20 protein-coding genes are annotated in these 24,181 nt (G+C 47.7%); 14 read left to right on the forward strand and 6 right to left on the reverse strand.

The features are described 5' to 3' along the window. Nucleotides 1-32 precede the first annotated feature (32 nt). Nucleotides 33-2,075, reverse strand: a complete 2,043-nt coding sequence (locus PHG53_07450; protein MDD5381453.1) for a tetratricopeptide repeat protein — start codon at nucleotides 2,073-2,075, stop codon at nucleotides 33-35. Nucleotides 2,076-2,254: 179 nt separating this feature from the next. On the opposite strand from PHG53_07450, the gene PHG53_07455 reads away from it, so the two are divergent. Then, on the forward strand, nucleotides 2,255-3,559 hold the full coding sequence (locus tag PHG53_07455) for a serine hydroxymethyltransferase (protein MDD5381454.1): 1,305 nt from the start codon (nucleotides 2,255-2,257) through the stop codon (nucleotides 3,557-3,559). Nucleotides 3,560-3,575: 16 nt separating this feature from the next. Next, entirely contained in the window at nucleotides 3,576-4,211 is a 636-nt protein-coding gene (locus PHG53_07460) for a hypothetical protein (protein ID MDD5381455.1), read from the forward strand. 205 nt (nucleotides 4,212-4,416) lie between these two features. Here PHG53_07460 and PHG53_07465 read toward each other — a convergent pair whose 3' ends face one another. Then, entirely contained in the window at nucleotides 4,417-8,370 is a 3,954-nt protein-coding gene (locus PHG53_07465; GenBank protein MDD5381456.1) for a hypothetical protein, read from the reverse strand. Between the two features lie 681 nt (nucleotides 8,371-9,051). Between PHG53_07465 and PHG53_07470 the strand changes: the two genes are divergently transcribed. The 9 genes from PHG53_07470 to PHG53_07510 all read left to right on the forward strand — a co-directional run bounded on the left by PHG53_07470 (nucleotide 9,052) and on the right by PHG53_07510 (nucleotide 16,329). Next, complete coding sequence (locus tag PHG53_07470; protein MDD5381457.1) at nucleotides 9,052-10,110, forward strand: Gfo/Idh/MocA family oxidoreductase; 1,059 nt, start codon at nucleotides 9,052-9,054, stop codon at nucleotides 10,108-10,110. A gap of 92 nt (nucleotides 10,111-10,202) precedes the next feature. Beyond that, nucleotides 10,203-10,634, forward strand: a complete 432-nt coding sequence (locus PHG53_07475; GenBank protein MDD5381458.1) for a hypothetical protein — start codon at nucleotides 10,203-10,205, stop codon at nucleotides 10,632-10,634. Nucleotides 10,635-10,874: 240 nt separating this feature from the next. Further along, complete coding sequence (locus tag PHG53_07480) at nucleotides 10,875-11,168, forward strand: SoxR reducing system RseC family protein (protein ID MDD5381459.1); 294 nt, start codon at nucleotides 10,875-10,877, stop codon at nucleotides 11,166-11,168. A gap of 13 nt (nucleotides 11,169-11,181) precedes the next feature. Continuing rightward, nucleotides 11,182-12,558: an electron transport complex subunit RsxC gene (gene rsxC, locus PHG53_07485; protein MDD5381460.1), complete on the forward strand. Its 1,377-nt coding sequence runs from the start codon at nucleotides 11,182-11,184 to the stop codon at nucleotides 12,556-12,558. 44 nt (nucleotides 12,559-12,602) lie between these two features. Then, the gene (locus tag PHG53_07490; protein ID MDD5381461.1) at nucleotides 12,603-13,613 is read left to right on the forward strand and encodes an RnfABCDGE type electron transport complex subunit D; all 1,011 of its coding nucleotides are present in this window, start codon (nucleotides 12,603-12,605) and stop codon (nucleotides 13,611-13,613) included. Beyond that, complete coding sequence (locus PHG53_07495; protein MDD5381462.1) at nucleotides 13,606-14,232, forward strand: FMN-binding protein; 627 nt, start codon at nucleotides 13,606-13,608, stop codon at nucleotides 14,230-14,232. The genes PHG53_07490 and PHG53_07495 overlap by 8 nt, the downstream gene beginning before the upstream one ends. Then, entirely contained in the window at nucleotides 14,222-14,839 is a 618-nt protein-coding gene (rsxE, locus tag PHG53_07500) for an electron transport complex subunit RsxE (protein ID MDD5381463.1), read from the forward strand. Before PHG53_07495 ends, rsxE begins: the two co-directional genes overlap by 11 nt. Nucleotides 14,840-14,841: 2 nt before the next feature. Continuing rightward, nucleotides 14,842-15,432 carry an Rnf-Nqr domain containing protein gene (locus tag PHG53_07505; GenBank protein MDD5381464.1) on the forward strand — a complete coding sequence of 197 codons (591 nt, stop codon included), beginning with the start codon at nucleotides 14,842-14,844 and terminating at the stop codon, nucleotides 15,430-15,432. Between the two features lie 15 nt (nucleotides 15,433-15,447). After that, the gene (locus PHG53_07510) at nucleotides 15,448-16,329 is read left to right on the forward strand and encodes an RnfABCDGE type electron transport complex subunit B (GenBank protein ID MDD5381465.1); all 882 of its coding nucleotides are present in this window, start codon (nucleotides 15,448-15,450) and stop codon (nucleotides 16,327-16,329) included. A 1-nt stretch (nucleotide 16,330) separates the two neighbouring features. Here PHG53_07510 and PHG53_07515 read toward each other — a convergent pair whose 3' ends face one another. Continuing rightward, nucleotides 16,331-17,377, reverse strand: a complete 1,047-nt coding sequence (locus tag PHG53_07515) for an FAD:protein FMN transferase (GenBank protein ID MDD5381466.1) — start codon at nucleotides 17,375-17,377, stop codon at nucleotides 16,331-16,333. Between the two features lie 88 nt (nucleotides 17,378-17,465). Here PHG53_07515 and PHG53_07520 point away from each other — a divergent pair, with 88 nt between their 5' ends. The 3 genes from PHG53_07520 to PHG53_07530 all read left to right on the forward strand — a co-directional run bounded on the left by PHG53_07520 (nucleotide 17,466) and on the right by PHG53_07530 (nucleotide 20,688). Next, complete coding sequence (locus tag PHG53_07520; protein MDD5381467.1) at nucleotides 17,466-19,205, forward strand: TIGR03960 family B12-binding radical SAM protein; 1,740 nt, start codon at nucleotides 17,466-17,468, stop codon at nucleotides 19,203-19,205. Between the two features lie 549 nt (nucleotides 19,206-19,754). After that, nucleotides 19,755-19,949, forward strand: coding sequence for a hypothetical protein (locus tag PHG53_07525; GenBank protein MDD5381468.1), 195 nt, complete (start codon nucleotides 19,755-19,757; stop codon nucleotides 19,947-19,949). A 34-nt stretch (nucleotides 19,950-19,983) separates the two neighbouring features. Next, the gene (locus PHG53_07530) at nucleotides 19,984-20,688 is read left to right on the forward strand and encodes an endonuclease NucS (protein ID MDD5381469.1); all 705 of its coding nucleotides are present in this window, start codon (nucleotides 19,984-19,986) and stop codon (nucleotides 20,686-20,688) included. Nucleotides 20,689-20,965: 277 nt separating this feature from the next. On the opposite strand, the gene PHG53_07535 is transcribed toward PHG53_07530, so the two are convergent. From PHG53_07535 to PHG53_07545, 3 genes are read right to left on the reverse strand one after another with little or no spacing between them, the layout of a single operon-like run. Further along, nucleotides 20,966-21,655, reverse strand: coding sequence for a TIGR00730 family Rossman fold protein (locus tag PHG53_07535; GenBank protein MDD5381470.1), 690 nt, complete (start codon nucleotides 21,653-21,655; stop codon nucleotides 20,966-20,968). A 23-nt stretch (nucleotides 21,656-21,678) separates the two neighbouring features. Then, a complete protein-coding gene (gene nth, locus PHG53_07540; protein ID MDD5381471.1) occupies nucleotides 21,679-22,368 on the reverse strand; it encodes an endonuclease III in 690 nt (229 codons plus the stop codon). 8 nt (nucleotides 22,369-22,376) lie between these two features. Then, nucleotides 22,377-24,152: a cytochrome c biogenesis protein CcdA gene (locus tag PHG53_07545; GenBank protein MDD5381472.1), complete on the reverse strand. Its 1,776-nt coding sequence runs from the start codon at nucleotides 24,150-24,152 to the stop codon at nucleotides 22,377-22,379. Nucleotides 24,153-24,181 lie beyond the last annotated feature (29 nt).

A 24,181-nucleotide genomic window follows, 5' to 3' on the forward strand; every position in this document is an offset into this window, starting at 1 on the left:
AAATCACTGTCTCTTTATTTACAAATACTTATTCACTGAGACGTCGGCTCTGTTTTCTCGCCTCTCAATTTATCTATTTGCTGACGAATATCTTTGTATCCAAAATCAAGCTGGGCAATCTTGCGATAAATCTCCAAAGCCTTCTCAGTATTACCTTGTTCCTGGTAAGCGCGGGCAAGATTATACCGTAAATCCTTTGCAATGCTATCATCTTTTATTTCGTAGGCCTCCATCGCCCGCGTAAAAACGTCGATTGCGTCTGTATACCAGCCTTTCATAAGAAAACAAAACCCTATTTTATCCATCGCTGTAATCTTATGTCTCGGGTCTCGTTGGGCCTCCTGGAACAAAGGTATCGCCTCGTCATATTTCTTACAACGAATCAGGCGAACACCATATTCGTACTTTGCCCGAAGGTCGGTTGGATAATTTTCCACACTGAGACGGTAATGTTCCAATTCAGTCTCATTTAGCTGCTCCGACAATTCTGCTGCCCTTGACTCAGCTTGCGCGTCCCTGGGTTTGGCCGCAAGAGCGGGTTCCGCCTCTTTTATCCTGCGTTTGAGATGTGTTATCTTTAACTGGCCTGCTCGCTGCTTAAAGCTGAAATTCCTCGTCTTTTCATACGCATCTTCCAGTAGTTTTACTGCATCGTCTTCAGCTTTGTCGTTTCGCAAATCCGATAAAGCCTCCGCCATATTAAATATGTTCTTGGGCAGATTTGAGTCCTGTGCCATTGCTTTCCTGGCGTCTTCGACCGCTGATTGGCGGTACGCATCCGTCTTGATAACGCTCTCCTGGGCTTGAAGTTTTTCCTGGCCTTTGCGGTCTTTTATGGATTGCCTGAAATCTCCCTCCTGGTCATATTTACCGCTGGCAACAGTCAGTTCCGCCGAGAGACGCTGATACTCATCCGTCAGCCCTTTGTCTTCAGGTTTAAGTCTGCACGCTCGCTGGCTCGCAACTACCGCCTTATCAAGCTCTCCGAGGGCTTCGTATGATTTCATTAAAAGAACGTATGTGTGCACAGATGGTTTTGCAGCCGCGTTGTTTCCTTGGAACACAAAATTCGCAATCCAGCCGGCCGTCTTTCTGTAACCCCCTGCCACCGCCGCTTTCAGCATCGCCTCGGCATACGGCAAATGGTCGGGTGCTCTCGCGAAAAGATATTCGGCGTTAAGCATCTGCTCAAGAGCGTTTTTACCTCCCATACGTTTTACTCTTTCCATCATCGATGGTTTCTTGCCGCCTCTTCCCTGCCGACGAAGGCCCAGCTCGCAAAGCGGTATATGGCCTTCCTGGAGAGCATCGGGAGCACAATGCAAACCCTCAAGGTACATATCGATGGCGTAATCGAAATTATCCGTCTCCGAAGAGTTTTTCGCCACTTCGAAAAAAGCACGGGCCTTAGCCAATAACTGACTATCATCTTCTTTTGCCTCGCGCTCTAATGTTGCTTCAACTGCTGCCAGACGGCGGTCCTCAACCTTCATAACGTCCCCTTCGTCGGCCTTTGCTTGTTTGGCTAAGAGCTTTTTAAACTCGCTCACCAAAACCGAGTCCCCCGGTTTGAGTCTGATAGCGATTCGGCACGCAGCTACCGCTCTGTCTATTTGACCGATTGCTGCGTATGAATCTTTTAATAAAAGATATATTTGTAAGGATGGCTTTTTGGCGTTATTATTCGCCAGAAACATCAAATCTGCAATCCATTTAGCCGTTTCTCTATAACCGCCTGCTATCGAAGCTTTTAGTAGCGCCTCGGCGTATGGCAAATGGCCCGGGTTCTTGGCAAGAAGGTATTCAGCTCCGAGCATTTGCTCAAGAGCTGTTTTAGCTCCAAGCCGTTCCGCTGCTTCTGCCGCCGATGGCTTGGGCCAGCCTTTTTTCTCGCGATAAAGTGCCAATTCACGAAGCCTTATATGGCCGTCCTGAACCGCATCCGGTACCCATCGGAGGCCTTCGAGATACATGTCGATAGCGTAATCGAAATCGTTTCTCTCCGATGCCGACCATGCCCTCTCAAAAAAGTCCTTGGCCTTGGCCAATACCTGACTAATATCTTTTTCCGGCATATTTTATATCTTTTCCCTTTTTCGATGCGGTTCTAAAACATTTATCCTAACTTTCGGCTGAAATTTGTCAACAAATAAATACTTGTATAAAAACCGTTCTTGTGCTATAAAAACTCCGTTCCATTTTGCAATATGGCGCAAAATGATAGCCTTAAAAAATACTCTAAGGAGAAACTAACATGGCAACTGCTCTTGAACGCTATGACCCTCAGATTTATGAGCTTATTAGACAGGAAAAGGCTCGCCAAAGCGCTTGTATCCGCCTTATCCCTTCCGAAAACTACGTGTCGCGGGCCGTAATGGAAGCCAACGGAAGCTGCCTCACAAACAAATACTCCGAAGGTTATCCCGGCAAGCGATACTACGAAGGCCAGCAGGTTACTGACATCATCGAAACAATAGCTCGTGAACGCGCAAAAAAAGTGTTCAAAGCAGACCACGCTAACGTCCAGCCTTACTCCGGCTCAGTGGCTAACGTCGCCGCTTATATGGCCTTAATCAACCCCGGAGATACCATTATGGGCTTGACACTCCCACATGGCGGACACCTAACCCACGGCTGGAAAGTCTCCGTCACCAGCAAAATCTTTAACTCCGTCAGGTACAATGTTGACCCCAACACCGGCCGGCTCGACTATAACCAGATTGAAGAACTTGCGAAAAAATACAAACCCAAAATCATAATCTCCGGAGCGACCGCTTACCCGAGGGAAATCGATTTTGCGGCGTTCGGCCAAATCGCAAAAAAAGTCGGCGCCTATCACGTCAGTGATATTGCTCATATTGCAGGCCTTGTCGTCGCAGGAATGCACAAAAGCCCTGTCCCCTACTCCGATATCGTATCGACCACGACACACAAAACCTTGCGCGGACCTCGCGGCGGTATGTTGCTCTGCAAAGCTGAGCACGCAGACAAAGTCGATAAATCCGTCTTCCCGGGTATGCAGGGTGGCCCCCATATGAATACTATTGCCGCTGTCGCCGTAGCTTTGGCCGAAGCCGACACCCCAGAGTTCATAGCCTATGCAAAGCAGATTGTCAAAAATGCTAAGGCTCTCGCCGAAAAACTCCTCGAATACGGCTTTAACCTCTCATCCGGCGGAACTGATAATCATTTAATCCTAATCGATTTGAGAAACAAGAAAGTCCAGGGTAAACCGCTCGCTAAAGCGCTCGATAGAGCAAAAATCGAAACCAATTATAACACTACACCTATGGCCCCGGACCACCCCGCCAACCCCAGCGGCTTGCGCATCGGTACTCCCTCGGTTACCACTCGCGGTATGAAGGAAGAGCAGATGCGACTCATCGCCGGCTTTATAAACAAAATCGTTGAAAACATCGACAACGAATCCGTTATTGAGGATGTCGGCAAAGAAGTTTTGTTTCTGTCTTCCCAATTCCCTGTCCCGGAGCACTTTATTATTCCAAATAATCCGGAATTCCCGCGGCCCCTGGACTTCCTGACACCCTGGCTGTTCTAATTTAAGGAGTTGCAGCGTGGCTTCCGAAGAGCAGATTCTGGTAATCGAGCGAAAAATCTTTGAGCAGCTCGGCCCATTCAATGGCCTTGCTTTCGACGTTGACCGCTATCGCGACAAAATCTTCGCCACAGGCGTCCCGCGCTTCATACCTCGCTCAAAAGCCGAGAAAGACCCTTCATACAAACAGCTTATTCCCTATGTTATTATGACCTGCGCCGGCAAATACCTAACTTACGTCCGCGGAAAGCGTGCAGGCGAAACCCGCCTTGTCGCCAAACGTTCTATCGGCATAGGAGGCCATATAAACCCCGGCGACGATATGCCGTTATTCAATAACAACTTTTATGAAGCTTATCTTACCGCTGTTGAACGTGAAGTTGCCGAAGAGGTATCGGTAGAAGCGAAATACGAGAATAAAGTTGTTGCTCTTCTTAATGACGACTCGAATGAGGTTGGCCAGGTGCATTTGGGAATCGTTCACTTGTGGACTCTCGATGAGCCGAACGTCAATAGACGTGAGCAGATGATTACCCAGATGTCCTTTATGACCCCCGCCGAACTGCACGATGTCCGCGATTCTATGGAAACCTGGTCACAATTATGCCTCGATGGCCTTGACCAGATGGCAAAATTTACCCCGCCTGCCCCGTGAGATGTGCTGTTTACTATCTCATCGGGGTCATTGCGAGGCCGTAGGCCGTGGCAATCTCAAATATGTTTAGCCCCCACAAGCCTGCTTGGGGGTTGGTTAGCCCTGCCGCTCGCGGCAGGGGTTACTCTGGCCGTGGTTGCCCGCGTGAGTATTGCCAATTCTCTAATCCACTCCGGTTTATCGACTATTCCTCTCACGGCCACAATTATCCCTTCTCAAGCCAGTTATCTACCAGAATAGCAAGGTCATTGAAGTCGACCTTATTATCTTCATACAGGTCAGCCTCACAGCATCCCGTCTCGAGCCACTCATTCGCCAGGATAGCAAAGTCTCTGAAATTGACCACACAATCGCAATCCAAATCACCTTCAAACAGTTCAGGAACACATCTGCGATTATACAGCCGGATATCATCAAAATACACGGTACCTGAACCTGTTGCGGGGGCGGGATTGGTAGCGTCGCCGAACCCGATATAGATTTTCGCAACATTAGATAGATTCACATCCTGGTCTGCAAAATACTGCAGGTCGATATCCCACTCTTGCCACTCTTCTGCCCTTATGTCGTTCATATCGCCTTTGTATAGTACTTTCGCGGTATTCGTGCCATCGGTCAGTGTCACATACATCTTCTCAGTGACGGCATTGGTGGATATGCCATAGAACCACATCGTCAGTGATTTGGCGTTCATCCCAAGCCAGTTCTTGTCAATAGGCAATTGAGCGTCTCCGGTGCCAATATCCGCTCTGACCTCAGAGAAGTATGGCGTGAGGTTGTTTCTATACCAATACCCCATCGAGTACTGCGGACCATCACCAACCAAAGTTATATCATCCGCGCCTGTTCTAAAGTGCCATACACCGCCCCGCCAGATATTGGAGTCATTGACCTCATCGATCCGCCAGTAGTAACATTGGTTCTTCTCGAGAAGTCCGCAAGGGTCATAAGTGTTAGAATCTTGGCCTTGACTGACCAGCACACCCAGCGGATTGCTTCTGTTGGCACTGGCCACCTTGCTTCTATCGATGCCGAGATATACATCATGCGTAACAGCTTTCGGCCCCGGCCTCCAGCCAAGAACCACATCCTTTGATACATCTGTCCCGCAACGCGGACTCGGGTCACTTGCATAGCATTTGGGCGTGCTTTCGCAAGCGATGCCTAATGTCTGGCCAACGCTTTTTATCGCGCAGCAATTTTTGATTATGCTGCCTGTCCAATCGCATCCGGCACATTTCACCTGGACTTTCAGCGTAACAAAACCCGACTCACCCGGCTCCAGCGTGCCGAGATTCCACCTGATGGTATGTGAACATCGGTCATAAGTCCCATTGGAATCTGCCGAGATAAACCTTACCTCCTCCGGCAGTTCGTCAACAATATTCACGTCATAAATATCCCCAATGTTTGACTCCATGGGATAGTTGTAATCAATCCTGTAATTTATCTCATCCCCCGGCCCAACACAATCACCATCATTGACATCGTCAGACTGGGTCAGTTGTATAAGATTTCTTGTATCAAGAAAGCATTGGATCCCCATTCCGATTTCTCCGGAAATTGATATCAACTCTGTCCCGTTATACAGATAGATTCTGCCAACCGTGCCGGTACAACCTTCGCCAGCACCCATTTCTTGGCCGACTCCAATCAGAAGATTTCCCCATCCATCCTTACACGTTAGCATGGCAATAATCGTATTTCCATTAGGAATTACTATGGTTGATTCGGAAAATGTATCGCCATCATATGTTAAAAGCTCTCCGCAATGAGAAACATATAAGAGGCCCTGAAATGTTTCAAGCTCCCAGGTATCATAATTATCAGCTTCCCGCACTTTCCCCCAAGTAAAACTTGTTAATGGATTAGGCAGTAGTTCCTGCAAGCGATATACATCTCCAAGATAGGAACCAGCATATAGCCGGTTATTATATTCCTGAAAATCCCAGATGCAGCTTATACCATACATACCATCATAAGTATATACACCTTCATAATAGTGTCCAAATCTATCTTCTGCAATATCTCCTAAAAACAAGATATCCTGATATACATAAAGACAACGGATGCCGGCAAACCCATTCGCTGTTGTTACAAATTCCCATTGGTCATTACCATGTAAACGGAATAATTTCGCCGAACCGTATCCGGTACCAGCGTATAACTCCCCTTTATATTCGATGAGAGCATTCACCTGACCCGGTTCTTGGCCAGATGGGAACATTACCTCTGTCCAAATGTAACCAGTCCCTGGAGAAAATACGGTTTTCCATACCTTGCCATCACGTGTTCCGGCGTAAATGGCGTTTTGATATTCAACTAAGCATAATACTGACCCGCCCAAATCCGGCGAGACGATGAGCCAGTCTGTTCCTCCATAATATTGATAGACGATACCCTCAGCACTTCCTGCAAAAATACCAGATAACGTATCTAACGAATATGAATCCTGCTGGTAATCGGCGGCTGAATAGTTGCCAGTTCCGTCAATTCGATTTTTCTCTTCCTCTGACAGCTTATTATAAGGCCTGCACGCTGCCTCAGCCGTCCCGCGAATGCTGCTGGTGAGCATAAATAAACTTGCGTCATCGTAGGATTCATCGCTCATTGACTGATACGTTGTTCCATCGTGGTTCGGGTCTGACATATTATAAACTTGCGACTTAGTCCTGGGTGCACCCTGGGTCCAGTAATCCTTCCAGGTATCATTAATCCTGTCAGGGTAGAAGACGTCATACACATGATTAAAGTTGTCCACAACAGAATACGCTAATGTCCTAAAGCTCCAGACCTCACCTTTATAGACATTAGGCGGACTATTCTCATCAACTCGCCAGTAGTAAGTGTGGTCCAACTTGAGAAAGCCGGTAATACCATAAGGGTCAAAGGTGTTAGGCTCCTGGTCTTGACTAACCAGTACGCCCAGCGGATTTATTCTGCTGGCGTCGTTGACATCATCCCAATCGGTGCCCAAATATACATCGTGTTTGTTGGCATCCACCCCAGGCCTCCAGCTAAGCACCCCATTTACAAGCACGTTTTCTGTCCCATCAAACGGCACCGGACGGTGGGCATATCTTGTCGGGACGAAATCTCCTATAGGCTCCACCTGTAAGGCGTTAACAAAGGCGAAAGGCTGGCCTGTCGGACTGGATGGAGCCCTTTCGCTCGTCAGGATAATTCTGCCAAAATCATCTGCCGTGACTCTTCCGCTAAAGGCCCACTTCCAGAAATCATTAGAGGCGGAGAGAGAATAGTTATCCTGCAAAGGCCGACTATTCGGACCGCCTATGAAGTTTGTGTCAAAAATATATGTGCCGTTGGCATACCATTCAGCGACTCGATTGGCATCTGTGACTTGGCTGTCGTATGCCCATATGGTTATGTTGCAGTCCCGGTTGATGCCAAGTCCCCATAGCGTGATTGTAACTCCGCTCGGATTAACACCGAAGACAAAATCGCGATAAATTCTCTCGCCCGCTCGCTGAGCATAATAGCATGGGTCGCCCGGCATTAAGGGTGAGCCGGCGTATCTCGACCATCCACCGCAAGGGTCATCACGTCTGGTTGATGTAATGGTACCTCCCAAATCAATTGTAACACCATTTATTTCGCTTCCACTGTTTGCGATGCTAAACTTGGTAAAACTGACCTGTGTGTTTGGTTCGTTATTATCTGGCGTGTAGTTAAGGTCCAGCCGCAGTACGGGTGGTGTAGTTACAGCATCTGTGGTTGCGGAGCGAACGAGTGACCAGCTGGTCATATTCAAAGCGCTATCACGTGCCCTAAGCTTGAATGTGTACACAGTGCTCGGAGTAAGGCCTGTAGCAACGTAATTGGTGTCTGTTTGCCATGTGCTGCTGGCTGAGGGGACACTGGAGCACTCAAACAAGTACTCTATGGGAACACTATTGGCTTGATCCAAAGCAGTTACGGAAGCCATCTGAATTGAATTTGGCCCAAGTGTTATCGGGACAATCCGCCACTTCGCCGGGACCGGCCTTGGAGCAGTGGTATCTGCGCCGTAGCTGCTGCATACCAGGCTTAGCACCAAAATTAGTAATAAAATAGCAAACCATTGGCCTCGCTGACCCTCGGCCTCGCCGAGAGGCGGGGAGGCGGGTGACTTTTTCGCTCGTTTCTTTCCGGTTTCCATTTTTTCTCCCTTTCTGATTAGCTTTGTTTTTTATTCAGCTTTCTATATTAAAATCAGTGTAATCCGCGAAATCTGCGTCTAAAAAGCTTATGTCAATTCGTGTTCATTCGTGGTTAATTTTTTTCAAAGCGCAGGCTTTCCGCACCATTAGCGTTCAATAAACTCGCAAAGACCCGAAATGATATTCCGCATTTTTCCAACACCGCCTCCTGTTTTCAGAAAAGCTTGGGAAAAACTATCGCTGTTGTATCGTGTATTATATGCCCCTGTCCCCCGTTGTCAAGAATATTCTTGAGAAATCCGTGTAATTTGTGATTAATCTTTATATCAGCTGCGAATAGTTATAGTTTGCATTGCCTACCATAAGTTTTAACATTTTTTCACACATTTTTTGACCATTTCAATACCTTTTGTCTCACTTTTGCGCACACTTTTACCAATATTTAGCAATTTCTACCACTTTACACCCGCTTAAAAACGCAAACTTGCGCGTTTGGTGCTACCCCACTTTACCCATCTTCCTTATTTTAACACCTCGGAGCAAAACGCAGACCCCATTTTCCACCCACAAATCTCTCACTTTTCTAAAAATATTTTGAGCTATCGGCGAATTTCATTTATCATATCACCTATCGAACTTTATTTCTGTATTCATCGTAACTATTTTATAGGCAAGGTATAATGAGCGAAGGCAAATTAAAAACCGCGGTGCTCGGCTTGGATGATAAAGGCAAGTTTCTGCTCGAAGTCATCTCCCAAATCGACTATTTTCAAATCGCTGCCGTCGCCGACACAGACGCAACTCTTGCTGAATCAACAGGTTACAAATACAAGTGTGACCATTACGACGATTACCGCCAGCTCATAATGCAAAACCAGTTCGATTGTTTATTAGTCGCCGCCGGCGTTCACAGTTGCGACGAATACATCAAAATGGCGATGAAAAAGAAAACCAACATACTTAAACTCGCCCCTTTGGCGAGGAATTTTCAGGAAGCTGCGGAATTTGTCCACCTTGCCGAAGATGAAAACATAAAATTTGCCATCGCAAATCCCCATCGGTTCGCCCGAAGTTACCTTGCTTTGCAAGAGTTCTTACAGCAAGGCCGGATTGAGCAAATCTTTTTGATAACTGCCTTCTGTGCCGTTGGTAATGAGCAAGCGGGCACTTGGCAAACCGACCCGAAATTGGCCGGCGGAGGAGTGCTGCTGCGTAACTGCTACCAGATAATCGACCAGATAGTTTGGAGCATAGCCTCGCCGCAGCAGGTCTATTCCCTGAATACCAATACAGCCGGCGACAGACAGCAGAGGTCTTATCTGACAGAGGATACGGCGGTGGTAACGATGAAATTTACCGACACTTTCTTTGGCAATCTGATAGCAAGCAGGGTCTTTGGCTCGGAACAGGAAGTTCTTAAGGTCTACGGCAAGGATAAGATTCTAACGGTCAGCAACACGCGATTTGCCATCAGCGACGGCCTTGGACAGACAAACGAGGAATCAGCATACGACGACGATGAACTCATCTGGTATACAGCCCTGCTGAAAAACTTTGCACTAAGTATATTATTGCCTGATAAAAACAAGCTTTGCAGCAGCGGCAGGGAGAACCTAAAGGATATGGCCGTTATTGAAGCATCATATCTTTCGGCCCGTACGAGTATGCCGGAAGAGCCTGGCAGAATCCTTAAAATGGCACAGACCGAACCGATAAATATTCTGCCGGTCCGTAAATAATAAAAAAATAAGCATTTGACAAATAACACAATAAGTAATAGTTTATTATCGTAAATCGCTAACTATATTGCTGTTTATTAGGAGATTTAGGTATGGAAGAAGGCAAGAAAAAAATAATTATGATTGGAATCATTGTGGCGTGTATAGTTGCAGCTATTGTAATAACTGTTGCATCTCAATCCGGAGCCGATGGGGGCATTGCTTCCATCAAACGAGGCACTATGATTTGGATCAAGTGCCGCAGTCCAAAGTGTGAAAACACCTGGCAAATGGATAAGAAAGATTATTTCGAATATATAGAAAAGAATCGAAGTGGTATGACCGTACCGGGAATTGTTTGCCCCAAGTGTAATGAGGCAAGCGGTTATCGAGCTGAAAAATGTCAAAAATGCGATATCATATTCGAAAGAGGGACTGGCAACGATCTCCCAGATAGGTGTCCTAAATGCGGTTATAGCGCATTAGAAGATATGAGAAAGAAAGCTCGCGGCGACACATCACCAGCAACAGAAAAGAAGAAATAGCAAAACTGATAAACTTTTCACCGCTCTTTAGTCGAGCGCAAGGCAGATGTGGTGTTTTGTCGTTGTTCCGGGTGAAAGTACAAAGATAGTAATTCTATCAAGTCCGACTTCCGATTATGAAGTCGGACTTTTTTTTCACAGAGAGTAAAGTACGTATTCCAAATTTATAGAATTTTTATTTGAAAACCCGGCGGATATTTACTATAAGAAACGGCTTATTTTATACGAATAGTAAACGCTATGGCAGAGCTAAAACCTTGTCAGGAATGTGACCAGAAGCACAAGTGCCAGGATATTTATCAGCAATTGGGCAAAGCCAAGGGGCCCTCGGTTGTTTTCAAAGCTGTGGTCGCTTTCCTGCTGCCCCTGCTCATTTTTATTGTCTCATTAGCAGCCTTTGAAAGGATTTTAGCCGGAACAACGGACTTGAAGAGCCTGAGAACAGCCCTCGACTTTCTGCTGGCGTTGTCAGTAACTCTCGTGGCGATATTGATTATAAAGGCAATAAGCAAACGCCTTAACAAAAACGAGTAACACCAGGATATATATGAAAATTGATACTAAAGGCAGGTTTTCTTTCCCCGGTGGAACACACCCTCCTCAGAGCAAAAACCTCACCTGTGAAAGCAGTATACAGCCGGGCCCTGCCGTAAAACAAGTCGCGATAATGCTAAGCCAGCATACAGGAGCCGCCTGCCAGCCGACGGTAAAAAAGGGAGACCTTGTTCAGGCAGGACAGAAAATCGGCGACAGCGACGCATTCGTATCATCTCCGGTTCATTCACCAATCAGTGGCAAAGTAAAAGAAATCTCGCTGCAGTCGCACCCGGTGCTCGGACGAAGCCCGGCGGTAGTCATCGAAGCAAACACCGAAAATAATCTTCCTAAAGAGCCGGTTTTTAGTGAATTTACAAGCAGTTTCAGTGAAGAAAAATACTCGGTCGAACAAATATGCACAGCCATACGCGAAGGCGGTCTTGTCGGTATGGGTGGTGCGGGATTTCCGACGAGAGTGAAAATAGACCCGAATCCAAAGCAGCCGAAGGAAACTTTGATTATCAACGGTTGTGAGTGCGAGCCGTATATCACCTGTGACTATCGGATTATGTTAGAGTGGACAAACCAAATCATTGCAGGAGTCAAACTTGCGAGAAAAGCGACCGGCTGCTCGAAGGTTTTCATCGGCATCGAAGATAACAAGCCGCAGGCAATCGATAGTTTTAGCGAAGCACTGAAAACTTCCGGAGACGACGATATTAAGGTCGTCGCGGTCAAAACGAAATATCCCCAAGGCGGTGAAAGACAGCTCATAAAAGCAGTTCTCAACAGATACGTTCCAACAGGCGGAATCCCTCCTATGATTGGCGTTGTAGTGTTAAACGTTGCTACCGCAGCCGCAATCGCCGAGGCAGTCGTATGCAAACGTCCGCTGACTCACAGGGTCGTAACCGTTACCGGAGAGGCAATCGCCAAGCCGGGCAATTATTACATGCCCATAGGTCTGCCGGTTTCCGAAATTATAGATTTCTGCGGCGGTGTAACTCAAAAATCCGCAAAGGTTGTCGTCGGCGGGCCGATGATGGGTATCGCAATCGCCGACCTCTCAACACCAACTTCAAAAACCACCGGCGCTGTAACTGTCTTAACGGAAGAGCAAATAGGCAAGGCTAAATTTGAAAGACGTCAAACGCCCTGTATTCGCTGCGGCAGATGTCTGGAAGTTTGCCCTGAAAATTTGATGCCTACTAAAATCGCCCACGCGGTGAAAAACAGCCTTTGGGACATAGCAGAAAGTTATTATATCCGCGCTTGTATTGAGTGCGGCTGCTGCAGTTATGTTTGCCCGGCCAAAATTGAAATAGCAGGATATATCAAAACAGGCAAAATTACTCTTGCAAGACAGAAGAAAAAGATACCAGGCTGATAATTCTTATGACATACAGACGGTTCTTAAAGGAAAACGAGTAAATGCTGAGAGACTTAAGAGTTTCATGTGCGCCTCATATAAGTGAGCCGCTTTCTACACGCAGGGCGATGATAGACGTCATAATAGGTTTGGCCCCTGCAATGGCCGCGGCTGGATATTATTTCCGCATTTATGCGCTCATTCTTATCTCTACCTGCTGTTTATCCGCGGTTGCAACCGAATGGCTTTGTAATCTAATCCGCAAAAACCCTAACTCAACCGGTGATTTCAGCGCTGTGGTAACCGGTATAATCCTCGCGTTATCGGTTCCGCCGGCGCTCCCTGTCTGGGCAGCAATAATAGGAAGCGTCTTCGCGATAGCAATCGGTAAAATGGTCTTCGGAGGGCTGGGGGCCAATATATTCAATCCTGCTATGGTCGGCAGGGCATTTCTCACTGCCTCTCTCGGTATGCTGATGACAACGTGGACTGTGCCGGCCACGATTGACCGCTCGATGCCGGTCATATCTGCCGAGAATAAAATTGATGCGAGGACACAGGCAACGCCACTGGCATGGAGCAAAGAGGCTATAAAAACCAAAAAAGGGGCTGACCATGTAAATGAGCAGCTCGAAGCGATGTTCAAAGGCGAAGTCGGCGGATGTCTCGGTGAAACAAGCGCTCTGGCGCTTTTAATCGGCGGAGCTTATTTATTGATAAGGCGAACAATTCGTCCCCACATTCCGCTGGCGGTCATAATATCTGCTTCGGCTTTTGCCGGGATTATGTATCTTATCAATCGAGATGCCTATATTTCACCGCTAAGTCATTTGTACAGCGGCGGCCTGCTAATAGGTGCGTTTTTCATCGCAACCGACCCAGTTACTGCGCCGCTTACAATAAAGGGCAGGTGGATTTTCGGAATCGGCGTGGGAATGATAACAATGCTTATAAGAATCTTCGGCGAATATCCCGAAGGCGTGATGTATTCGGTCCTGTTGATGAATTCCGTAACGCCTCTGATTGACAGGTTCTGCAAACTGGTCCCTGCGGGAGGTAAACCGAATGCTTAAGAAAATAATCGCAAATTACATAGAACAGAGCTGGCTTCTGATTGTCTGTTCCTTTGCGTTCGGGCTTTTACTCGCTCTGACCAACTCGGCATGGTCGGGAAGAATCGAGCAGAACAAAATTGACAAGCTCAACGGCCTTATGAACTCTCTTATGACCGACGCAAACAAATTCGAGATTGTTCTCGAAGGCGCGCAGGTCGAGCTCGGCAAAGGCAAAATCGTAAAGACTAATGTTTACAAAGCTGTCACCTCCGATGGCAAAACCACGGGGTTCTGTTTCAACGCCGAAGGTGCCGGCTTTGCCGACAAGATAGAGCTTGTCATTGCCGTTGACGCAGCTTTCGAAAAAATCGCTGGTTACAGCGTTCTTTCGAGCAATGAAACACCAGGGTTCGGCGACAGGATTAAAGGGAATTATTACCGCGGCCAGTTCAAAGGCGCTCCCGTTGGGACGCTGATTCTTACCAAGCAGGGTTCAGCAGAAAAAATCGACAGCGATATTGTCGCCATCAGCGGGGCAACGGTGTCAAGCACAGCGGTCGTCAATATCTTCAATAATTATCTCGAGCAAATAAAAAAACAACTCGTACAAAAAGGAATTGTAAACAGTGGCAGATAAAACAATGACAGCCGCGGATGCGCTGAAAGGCGGGCTTTGGACCGAGGTCCCGGTTCTTCGGCTTATTCTCGGGATGTGTCCCACGCTTGCGGTTACGACGGCTGTAAAGCCGGCGCTTACTATGGGTCTGAGTGTGCTGTTTGTTCTGCTTTGCAGCAACATTATGGTCAGCCTTATGAGAAACCTTCTCAAGCCGCACCTGCGGATACTGATGTTTACGCTGACTATTGCGGCGTTTGTTACGATAGCGGATTTGTTTCTGCGTGCCTTTACGCCGCAGATGAGCGAAGTATTGGGGCCGTATGTGCCGCTGATTATCGTCAACTGCATAATCATCGCCCGCGCCGAGGCGTGCGCGAGCAAATGCGGGATTTTTGTAAGCACGGTCGACGCCATCAGTATGGGTATTGGCTTTACCATTGTGCTGTGTATTCTCGCTTCCATCCGGGAATTGCTGTCGGTTGGAACCATCTGGGATATTCCTGTTTTGTGGAAAGGTTTCGTGCCGTGGGCTGCGATGAGAATGCCGGTCGGCGCGTTCGTTACGCTGGGGCTCATGATGGCGTTGGTCAATACATTTACCCAAAAATCCGTACGAGGGTCTTAACTATGGATAAATTTTATTTACTTCTGACGGCTTTCATATCAATTGTACTTATCAACAACCTTGTGTTTACGAAATTTCTCGGCATTTGTCCCTATTTAGGAGTTTCGGGCAGGCTCGATATGGCTTTCGGAATGGGACTGGCCGTAACGTTCGTTATAACGCTCGCTGGCGTGCTGACATGGCTTATCGACCACATGGTGCTGATGCCTTATGGGCTGGAAGTTACGCGCTACGTTTGCTACATACTGGTAATAGCCGGTGCCGTGCAGCTTGTCGAGATGTACCTGCGAAAATTTTTCCCGCCTTTATACGACAGCTTCGGGATATTTCTCCCTCTGATTACCACGAACTGTGCCATTTTGGGATTATGCCTGTTCATAAACCTCTGGGGCATTGGTAATCTGCCGGAAGTGGCAGTGCTGAGCTTCGGGGCGGGCATCGGCTTTACGATGGCGATATGCATTATGGCGGGGATACGTGAGAACCTGAATTTGGCTGACGTGCCGCAATGCCTCCAGGGTGCGCCGATTACGCTGATTACCGCTGGCCTGCTGACGCTGGCGTTTATGGGGTTTGCGGGAATGGTAAAATAAGTGGATGAATAAGTAATGATATTAGCTGACATTTATCAATTGTGGAATAGTGTGTGGCCTGCCGGCTTGATAACGCTCGGATTGGGAAGCGGCTTTGCTGTAGTGCTTCTGATAGCGAGTATAAAGCTTAAGGTCGAGGTCGACCCTAAGGTCGAACAAATCCGTGATGTCCTGCCGCACTTCGACTGCGGGGCATGCGGCTTTGCGGGCTGCAGTTCTTACGCGAAAGCGGTCGCTGAAACGCCGTCGCTGATAGGCTTATGTACGCCGGGCGGTACAAAAACATCGGCTAAAATCGCCGAGATACTGAACCTCCAAATCAGCGCTTCGGGACCGGCCAAAAAACCGATTGTCCACTGCCGGGCACATACAGACGACAAGACCTTTTACGCAAAATATCAGGGGATACCAACGTGCACATCCGCAAACGCATTGGTCAATGTGCAGGCGTGCAAATTCGGCTGTCTCGGCTTCGGCGACTGCGTGGCGGCGTGCAGGTTTGACGCTCTGCACATAATCGATGACTTGGCCGCCGTCGATTACGAAAAATGCACCGGCTGCGGCGCATGCGCAAAAGCCTGCCCTCGCAACCTGATTGAAATGGTTCCATTTGCCTGTGAGAATATGATGACCGTCGCCTGCAAAAGCAAGGAGAGCGGCAAGGTGAGCCGCTCGATGTGCAAGGTCGGCTGCATAGGCTGCGGCCTGTGTGCCAAACAGACAGACATCTTCATTATCGAGGAAAACTTGGCACGATTGGATTACAGCAAATTCCAGCCCAGTGAGAAGACCGAAGCCGCCATGGAAAAATGCCCGACCTGCGTAATTGTATTTCGCGGCCCAACCGCCCCGCCGCCTCGCCAGCCTGGCCAAAAACCTGCTGCTGTAACCGCTTAAATCAATCTATAAATTTCTCTGCGCCGCTGGTTTTTATGACTTTATACTCCGGCGGCGAAGTTATTAAAATCGCCTCCGCATCCGGTATTGTCTCGATTAAGGCGAGCCCTTTTTCCCTGCCCATTACGCTTACCGCCGTCGATAAGGCATCTGCGTCAGCTGCACTCGGGCAAATAATAGTAACGCTCGCCAAGCTCTCGCTGCTGTGCCCGCTTTCAGGGTTAATTATGTGGCTGTACTTTTTCCCTCCTATCGTAACAAATCGATGATAATGGCCGCTGGTAGCAACGGCCGAGTCAGTCAGCCGGAGGATAAATAAAGGTTTGCCTGCATTCATAACATCATTCGCGACAGGGTCTTGCAGGCCGATTCGCCAGATATTTTGGCCTGCCGGCGGTGAACCAAAGCATCGGATTTCGCCGCCGATATCGACCATTCCCCCTGCCGCCCCGCCCTTTTGCATCGCCTCAACCGCCTTATCAATTGCGTATCCTTTTGCTATCCCGCCCAAATCCACTCTCATTCCCTTTGCCGCAAAGCGAACGCTCCTTTCGTTCGCGTCTCGTATAAGTTTATCGCAGCCGACCTTCGAGTGAACTCGCTGCAGCTCTGCGTCGGAAGGTAGAGAATTCGCCTCTTCCGCCGAATGCCAGAGGTCCACCAAAGGCCCGACGGTAACATCGAACGCCCCGCTGCTGAGTTTGCTGAACCTGACGCTTTTTTCGATTACTTCGTATGTCGATTTACTGACCCTAACCGCCCGCGCAAATCCGTCCCTGTTCAGCTCGCTTATTTCCGAATCGCTTTTGTGGTAGTTCATCAGCTTCTCGACTTCTTTGATTTCCGCAAAGGCATCTTCGATACACCCCTTAGCTGTGTTTGAATCAGCCGCGACGGCAACGACCCTCGCAAATGTCCCCATCACCTCGCGCATACCGCTGTCAGCATCGACTCGGCCGGCATTCTTGTCAGGGGCAAAGAAATACAGCGCCGCCGCCAAAAAGGCAAAAACAACAATCTCAATCGCAATCCTGCTGTTCCTGTTCATAAAAATCCTTTCAACATAAGCTTTTTGATAATTGATAATTGAGCAATAATCAATAGAAAATAATCGATAATCACTCTATAATGCCCCTGTGAATAAAAAAGAAATCATAATACTGGATGAGCAGGTTGGCCGGGAATTCCTCCCGTTTGTTCGCGGGCCGAGCAGATATATCGGCGGCGAAGTAAACCAAATCAAAAAAGACCTCACACAGTGCGGCCTTACCGTTGCGCTCTGCTTTCCCGATATATATGAAATCGGAATGAGCCATACCGGCCTGGCGATAATCTATGATATCCTTAACACCCTCGACGGCGTGGCCGCCGAGCGCGTCTTTGCGCCGTGGGTTGATGCGGAAAAAATCCTTCGTGACAAAAAAATCCCGCTGTTTAGTCTCGAATCAAAAGCTGCGTTAAAGAGTTTCGATATTGTCGGCTTCAGTCTGACCAATGAGCTTTGCTACACCAATGTGCTTAATATGCTTGACCTCGGCGGAATCAATATCCGTAGCTCTGCCCGCGATGAAAACGCTCCCGTAGTAATCGCCGGCGGAGGAATGGCTAATTGCTGCGAGCCGATGGCTGACTTTATCGACCTGTTCCTGCTTGGCGAAGGCGAAAACGCCGTCGTGGAACTGGCCGAGCTTGTAAAATCCGGCAAGCAGGCTGGAACGCCCAAAAAAGAAATCCTCGCCAAAGCCGCTGAAAAATTCGACTGGGCATACGTGCCCTCTCTTTACAACTCAAACCCTAAAAAACTAAACAACGCCGTTGTCGAGGATTTTGAAAACGCCCCTGTGCCTCTTAAGCCAATCGTCCCATTCACCCAGGCTATTCACGAGCGAATCAGTGTCGAGATTATGCGAGGCTGCCCCGGCAGATGCCGATTCTGCCAGGCCAGCTTCTGCAGAAGGCCTATCCGATACCGCAGCGTCGAAAGAATCGTAAATATCGCCAAGGCCTGTTACCACGCGACCGGCTTCGACTCTGTAGGCCTGCTTAGTTTATCAACAGCCGATTATCCGGACATCGAAGAATTAATCGCTAAACTCAATGAGTATTTCCGGGATAAACACGTCGGCCTTTCCGTGCCGAGCCTGCGCGTTGATAAGCAGTTAAAGCTGCTGCCGGCATTGATGACCTCGGTGAGAAAAGGCGGATTGACAATCGCCGTCGAGGCAGCAAGTGAAAAATTAAGGCTGATTTTAAATAAGCCCCTGAAAGACGAGGATTTGTTCGCAGCCGCGGAATCGGCATACAGAGCAGGCTGGCATCGGCTGAAACTGTATTTTATGGTTGGTCTGCCCGGCGAAACTGAAGAAGATATTAAGCGGATTGTCGAATTATCGTACCAATTGGCAAAACTGCGGAGCAAGGTCGATGGCAGGATGGGGGAAATCAATGTTACCGTAAGCTGGCTTGTTCCTAAGCCGCACACGCCTTTCTGCTGGCTGGCGCAAAAGCCCAAGGCGTATTTCGAGCAGGCAAAACAGTTAATTCTCGATGAGAAAAGAAGACTGCGGGCGAAAATGGTGCAGTTTAAATTCCACAACATTGATTGCAGCGTTCTCGAATCGGCAATCGGACGTGGCGATAGGCGGCTGGCCGATGTCATCGAAGAAGCTTGGAAAAACGGCGCCAAATTCGATTTGTGGGATGAATATTTTAATCCCGCTGTATGGCAGGCGGCTTTTGAAAAATTCGGTCTTGATATCGACACGGCAGCGCAAAAACAATTTGACACAGAAGAAATCCTCCCCTGGGAGCACCTCGGCGGGCCGGATAAGAAATCCCTGCTGACCCATTTCAATGACGCGATGAGCAAGGTGTAACGGATAGTCGCTGGTCGCCAGTCTATAGTCGCTAGTTGATTGAATCCGGCAAAGCCGGGGGTTGTTTTAATAGGCCCTTCGACTTCGCTCAGGGCAAATTTACCAGCCATACAGGCTGGTAAATTTGGCTTTGTTTGGGTTTGTTTTGAGTAGTTCATAGTTCGTTGTTTGTAGTTGTTAGTACTTGTTAATACTACGGTTACGGCAATTTTTGGCATTTCTAAAATTGGCTTTGTTTTGCATAATTTTATTTGTTCATAGTTCATTGTTCGTAGTTGATAGAAAATCTCCGTGGCCGCCAAAGGCAGACAACAGACGCAAGACTCCAGACACCAGACTATAAAAAGTTAAAATTTAAGTCATAAACGAATCCTAAACTGACAAATCACAGATGGGACAGAATGCGTCCCTTATATAATTGGAGGGACTTGCGCGATTGATGCGAAAACTCGACTCCGCCTGAGGCGGATAAATCTCGTAACTCGATGTGGGGAAAGGAGTAAAAAAATTCTTGAAAAATGGATTTTAGGGGTTTAGGTACCAACGTTTTTGATTGAAAAAAGACAGCGGTTAGCATTCGGCATACAGCGTACTGTAAAAGAAGATTTAATCGTGGATGACGAGGGAAATTTTGGCGTTGTAAAAGAATGCAGTTTGGGTAGAATTACAAAACAAGAAAAAAGAGGGACTATGGCAACAGGAATAGTAGAATCCGTTGAAGATGACTTTTATTCGTCATATTGAAAGTTAGTATCAACTGTAAAGGAGATGCGGCACAATGGAATATAACAGGAATTTTTCTTTTTACGATGCGTATGATTTTCTTTCACAAAACGGGCTCTCGCAAGAAAGTGATGAAATAAAAAACTCATCAGATAAATTCAAATCTTATACAAGCACGCTAAAACGAGCAAAGATCATTGTTCTTGTCAGGGGCAAGAAACTACTTGACGAATTTTGCAAATCAGTTTGGCAATCCGGACTTACTGATAAGGGGAAGAGCAGAATTAGATTTTTTGAAAATCTTGTAGAAAGGTTTAATGCTGAGAGTGTAGAAGACGAGAATGAAGAAGAAATAGCAGCAGAAGAAAATGAGTTTGCTTATGAAAATGACCTTCGCAATTATCTTGTGAGAAATCTTTCGGTAATTGAGAAGGGACTCAAAATCTATGAAGCGCAAGACAAAACGACGGGAGAAGAATTTTTTGTTCCAGGCACATCACGAAGGATTGATATCTTGGCAAATGACAAGGATGGTAACTTTGTTGTAATTGAACTAAAAGTAAGCCGTGGTTATGAAAAAGTTGTCGGGCAGACTCTTTACTACCAATCAATGACAAAAACACATTTCAATCAACAAAAGGTTAGAGCAATAATTATTGGGAGAGAAATTACACCCGAGTTGAAAGCAGCAACGCAATTTTTGCCTGACTTTGAGTTATTTGAGTATCAACTTTCATTGACACTGAACAGAATAAAATGAAAATGTATATTAAGAAATAATCTCTAACAATTATTTTTTCGGCATGGTTATAGTAAATGTTGTGCCCTGATTGGTCTGAGAATCGAGTGTGATTGAACTGTTGTGGGCGGCCATGCCGTGGTAAGGCCACTTTCTGATTGTGCGACTTAAGAGTCGCCGTGCCGGCGACTGCTAAACGAGTGCGAAGTAACCCACCGGCCCCCGTCTGCGCGGGGGTAAACTCTAAGCCGGGGGCTTTCGGATCTGAGATTGCCGCGCTGCGCTCGCAATGACAAGGTCACTCTTTTTTCTTTTCGGAGTGCAAATCGATTCCGACCTGGCCTTTTGCTTCCCTAAAGTCCACGATAATCTTGACTGCCTCTTCCGGCTCATCGACGACCGTGAATACCTTGAGGTCTTTGGGGGAAATGTAATGATGCTCTTTAAGCATCTGTTTCTTCATCCAGTCAATAAGGCCTTGCCAATAGTCGCTGCCCATCAGAATCACGGGGAAGGACGCCTGTCTCAAAGTCTGAATCAGGACAAGGGCCTCGGTAAATTCGTCCATAGTTCCGAAACCGCCGGGGAACGCTATAAAGCCGTGTGCGTATTTAAGGAACATCACTTTACGGCAGAAGAAATACCTGAAATGCAGCGAGAAATTCTGGAACTTATTCGGTATCTGCTCTTTGGGTATTTCGATATTGAGGCCGATGCTTCTACCGCCTGCTTTTGCGGCCCCTTTGTTGGCCGCCTCCATAATCCCGCCCCCGCCGCCGGTTATTACGGAAAAACCGGCCTTGACTATTTCCGAAGCTGTTTTTTCAGCGAGCTTATAATACCGGCTGCCCGGCTTTGTGCGGGCCGAGCCGAAGAACGACACCGCCGGCCCAAGAGTGGCAAGCTCATCGAATCCTTCCACAAACTCGGCCATTATCCGGAATATCCGCCAGAGGTCTTTTACCGGGCTTTCAGTAATTTTCATCATAGGAAACTATCCTTAAAAATCTTTTACCACAAAGCAGGGTTATTCGCAGCGGGGCAGAATTTCGCAATCCGGCAGTTTTCACAATCTGGCCTGCGCGCCTTGCAAATATTTCGCCCGTGGAAAATCAACAGGTGGCTGAATAATGTCCAGCTCTTCTTAGGTATTATTTCGGCCAAATCGAATTCGAGCTTTACCGGGTCGCTGTTCGCGGAAAGCTGTAATCGGCGGCTAAGGCGGATAACGTGCGTATCGCAGGCGATAGCGGGGATTCCGAAGGCATTGCCCAATACGACGTTGGCGGTCTTTCTGCCCACGCCCGGCAGCGTTATAAGCTGCTCCATTGTGCCGGGGACTTTATTATTAAATCGCTCGATTATCGCTTTGCAGCTATTCTTAATGCTAATTGCCTTATTATGGTAGAAGCCTGTGCTTTTGATGTCGGACTCGATTTGCTTTATGTCGGCTTTGGCCCAATCGGCGGCGGACTTATATTTTTTGAACAGGTCGCCCGTTACGATATTGACACGCACGTCAGTGCATTGTGCCGAAAGAATAGTCGCTATCAGAAGCTCGAAAGGATTTTTAAAGTTAAGGGCGGTCTTCGCATCAGGGTACATTTTCTTCAGTATGGGCAGAATTTTTCGCACTCTTTCCGCAGCTTCGGATTTATCAACTTTTACCTTAGCTTTTTTTGCTGCAGTTTTGCCGGCCATAGGATTTCTCAGGGCAGTTTTTCCAAAAGCGTCTTTAGTTCATCGCCAAAGGTCTTGTCGCGCCATCGAACGGGCTCTTTTTGGCCGGGCAGGAACAACATACTTACCGGCACGCCGGGTTCGTTATAGATATCTTTAAGGGCTTTTGTCGCAGGATAATCTTTTGCAGTCGTATCGGCCTTTACGGCGACGACGGCTTTTTGCTTTATCAAGTCGGCAATATCTTTTCGTTCATAGACCAGTCGCTCCACGGCCTTGCAACTAAGGCACCAGTCAGCAGTGAACTTAATAAGCACGGGTTTATTGTCGGCAATGGATTTTTCAATAAAGCCAGCGTCATATACTTTCCAATCTACCAGAGGTTTTGCCGGGGCGGACAACAGCCAGAAGCCGGAACTGACAGCAAGCAATATCGCGACTATCCGAACGATGATTTTGTTCGCAGTTTTGGAATCGAAATTTACCCAGCCGCCCCACATCCAGACACAGAATGCAAGAATGACGGAATAAAAGAGCAAGCCAGTCCGGCGCTGCTGCGGCGATATCGTTATCATCCAGAGAGCAAAACCGAGCAGGATAAAGCCGACCGTTTTTTTGAAAATATCCATCCATTTGCCGGGTTTAGGCAGACTATCGAGCAGGCCCGGAATCGAAACCAAAACCAGATACGGGACAGCCATTCCTATGCCTATAGCCATTATCGCGGCGGCGGCAGGCAGCAGGGGCTGGGCCTGCGCCCAGGCAAAGGCGGCGGCCAATATGCCGAAGCTGCACGGAGTGCTTAATACGGCCGCCAGGAAACCCATTCCTATAGTGCCAGCGGAACCGCTGCCGGTTTTGCCTGATACTGAGGCGGGTAAAACGAAGCTAAAAGCATCGAACATAAATAAAGCCAGTACAACAAGGATCAATGCCAATACCGAAACAAACGTCGGGTCGCGCAACTGGTCGCCCCATTGCAGGGTCCGGCCGTAAGCGACGTGAAGAACAATATTGGCAACCACAAGACAGGCGAAAAATAATAATATCCCGAGGCAGAAAGAAAGGCCTGCCGTCAGCTTTGCGCCTTTTCGCGATTTGGCCTGTTCCACGATGCGCAATACCGCCAGGGGCAGCACAGGCCAGACGCAAGGCATAATATTCAGAGACAATCCAGCCAAAAACGCCAGGCCAAGCGCAAACCATAACGAATAACTTGCCACTCCGCCCGGCAAAACAGATTCACCCTGCCCTGCCGCTTCCGGCAGGATAAATTCGGCATCGCCCATCGGCGAATCAGCGATTTTGACATCGGTGCTCAATTGGCCGAAATCCGGCATGCGGCATTGAACATCGGAACAAACCGCCCCTTTAATACTAATCTGGACGACAACATCAACTGATTTGCCATCTTTTAAGGCGAGATCAGAAACGCTAAAAGGCAAAAATACCGTGAACTCGTTACTGAAAACATCGAGATTTTTATCCGAGCTTTTGTCAAAATACGAATGCGGTTTGGGAAACATCGGCTCAGAAAAACTTAAGTACTGTTTCGAAGACGGCGTAAGCTCGAGATTCACGCCCCCCGGCGCAGACTCGGCTGACGCATAGAAATGCCAATCTTTTTTCAGCTTGAAATGAACTGCCATCGCAGATTTACCGTTCGGGGCAACAACTTCGTGCTGCTTCTGGATAGAAATGGCAACAACATCGGTTTTAATAACGCCGCTATCCGGCGGTGCAGCAAGAGCATTGGCAACGAAGAATAAAATCAAGCACAGAAAGACAACTGCTTTTTCCCGCATATAAACCTTAGAAGAAAACAGTAAACGAA

This window comes from Phycisphaerae bacterium (assembly GCA_028714855.1).
Classification (GTDB): domain Bacteria; phylum Planctomycetota; class Phycisphaerae; order Sedimentisphaerales; family Anaerobacaceae; genus CAIYOL01.

Excerpts from the sequence above, each read along its gene's own strand:
- PHG53_07505 (MDD5381464.1), top strand. The coding sequence starts at position 14,842 with ATGGATAAATTTTATTTACTTCTGACGGCTTTCATATCAATTGTACTT.
- PHG53_07510 (MDD5381465.1), top strand. The coding sequence starts at position 15,448 with ATGATATTAGCTGACATTTATCAATTGTGGAATAGTGTGTGGCCTGCC.
- PHG53_07530 (MDD5381469.1), top strand. The coding sequence starts at position 19,984 with ATGGAATATAACAGGAATTTTTCTTTTTACGATGCGTATGATTTTCTT.
- PHG53_07450 (MDD5381453.1), bottom strand. The coding sequence starts at position 2,075 with ATGCCGGAAAAAGATATTAGTCAGGTATTGGCCAAGGCCAAGGACTTT.
- PHG53_07455 (MDD5381454.1), top strand. The coding sequence starts at position 2,255 with ATGGCAACTGCTCTTGAACGCTATGACCCTCAGATTTATGAGCTTATT.
- nth (MDD5381471.1), bottom strand. The coding sequence starts at position 22,368 with ATGGCCGGCAAAACTGCAGCAAAAAAAGCTAAGGTAAAAGTTGATAAA.
- PHG53_07480 (MDD5381459.1), top strand. The coding sequence starts at position 10,875 with ATGGCAGAGCTAAAACCTTGTCAGGAATGTGACCAGAAGCACAAGTGC.
- PHG53_07495 (MDD5381462.1), top strand. The coding sequence starts at position 13,606 with ATGCTTAAGAAAATAATCGCAAATTACATAGAACAGAGCTGGCTTCTG.
- rsxC (MDD5381460.1), top strand. The coding sequence starts at position 11,182 with ATGAAAATTGATACTAAAGGCAGGTTTTCTTTCCCCGGTGGAACACAC.
- PHG53_07490 (MDD5381461.1), top strand. The coding sequence starts at position 12,603 with ATGCTGAGAGACTTAAGAGTTTCATGTGCGCCTCATATAAGTGAGCCG.
- PHG53_07535 (MDD5381470.1), bottom strand. The coding sequence starts at position 21,655 with ATGATGAAAATTACTGAAAGCCCGGTAAAAGACCTCTGGCGGATATTC.
- PHG53_07545 (MDD5381472.1), bottom strand. The coding sequence starts at position 24,152 with ATGCGGGAAAAAGCAGTTGTCTTTCTGTGCTTGATTTTATTCTTCGTT.
- PHG53_07515 (MDD5381466.1), bottom strand. The coding sequence starts at position 17,377 with ATGAACAGGAACAGCAGGATTGCGATTGAGATTGTTGTTTTTGCCTTT.
- PHG53_07470 (MDD5381457.1), top strand. The coding sequence starts at position 9,052 with ATGAGCGAAGGCAAATTAAAAACCGCGGTGCTCGGCTTGGATGATAAA.
- PHG53_07465 (MDD5381456.1), bottom strand. The coding sequence starts at position 8,370 with ATGGAAACCGGAAAGAAACGAGCGAAAAAGTCACCCGCCTCCCCGCCT.
- PHG53_07475 (MDD5381458.1), top strand. The coding sequence starts at position 10,203 with ATGGAAGAAGGCAAGAAAAAAATAATTATGATTGGAATCATTGTGGCG.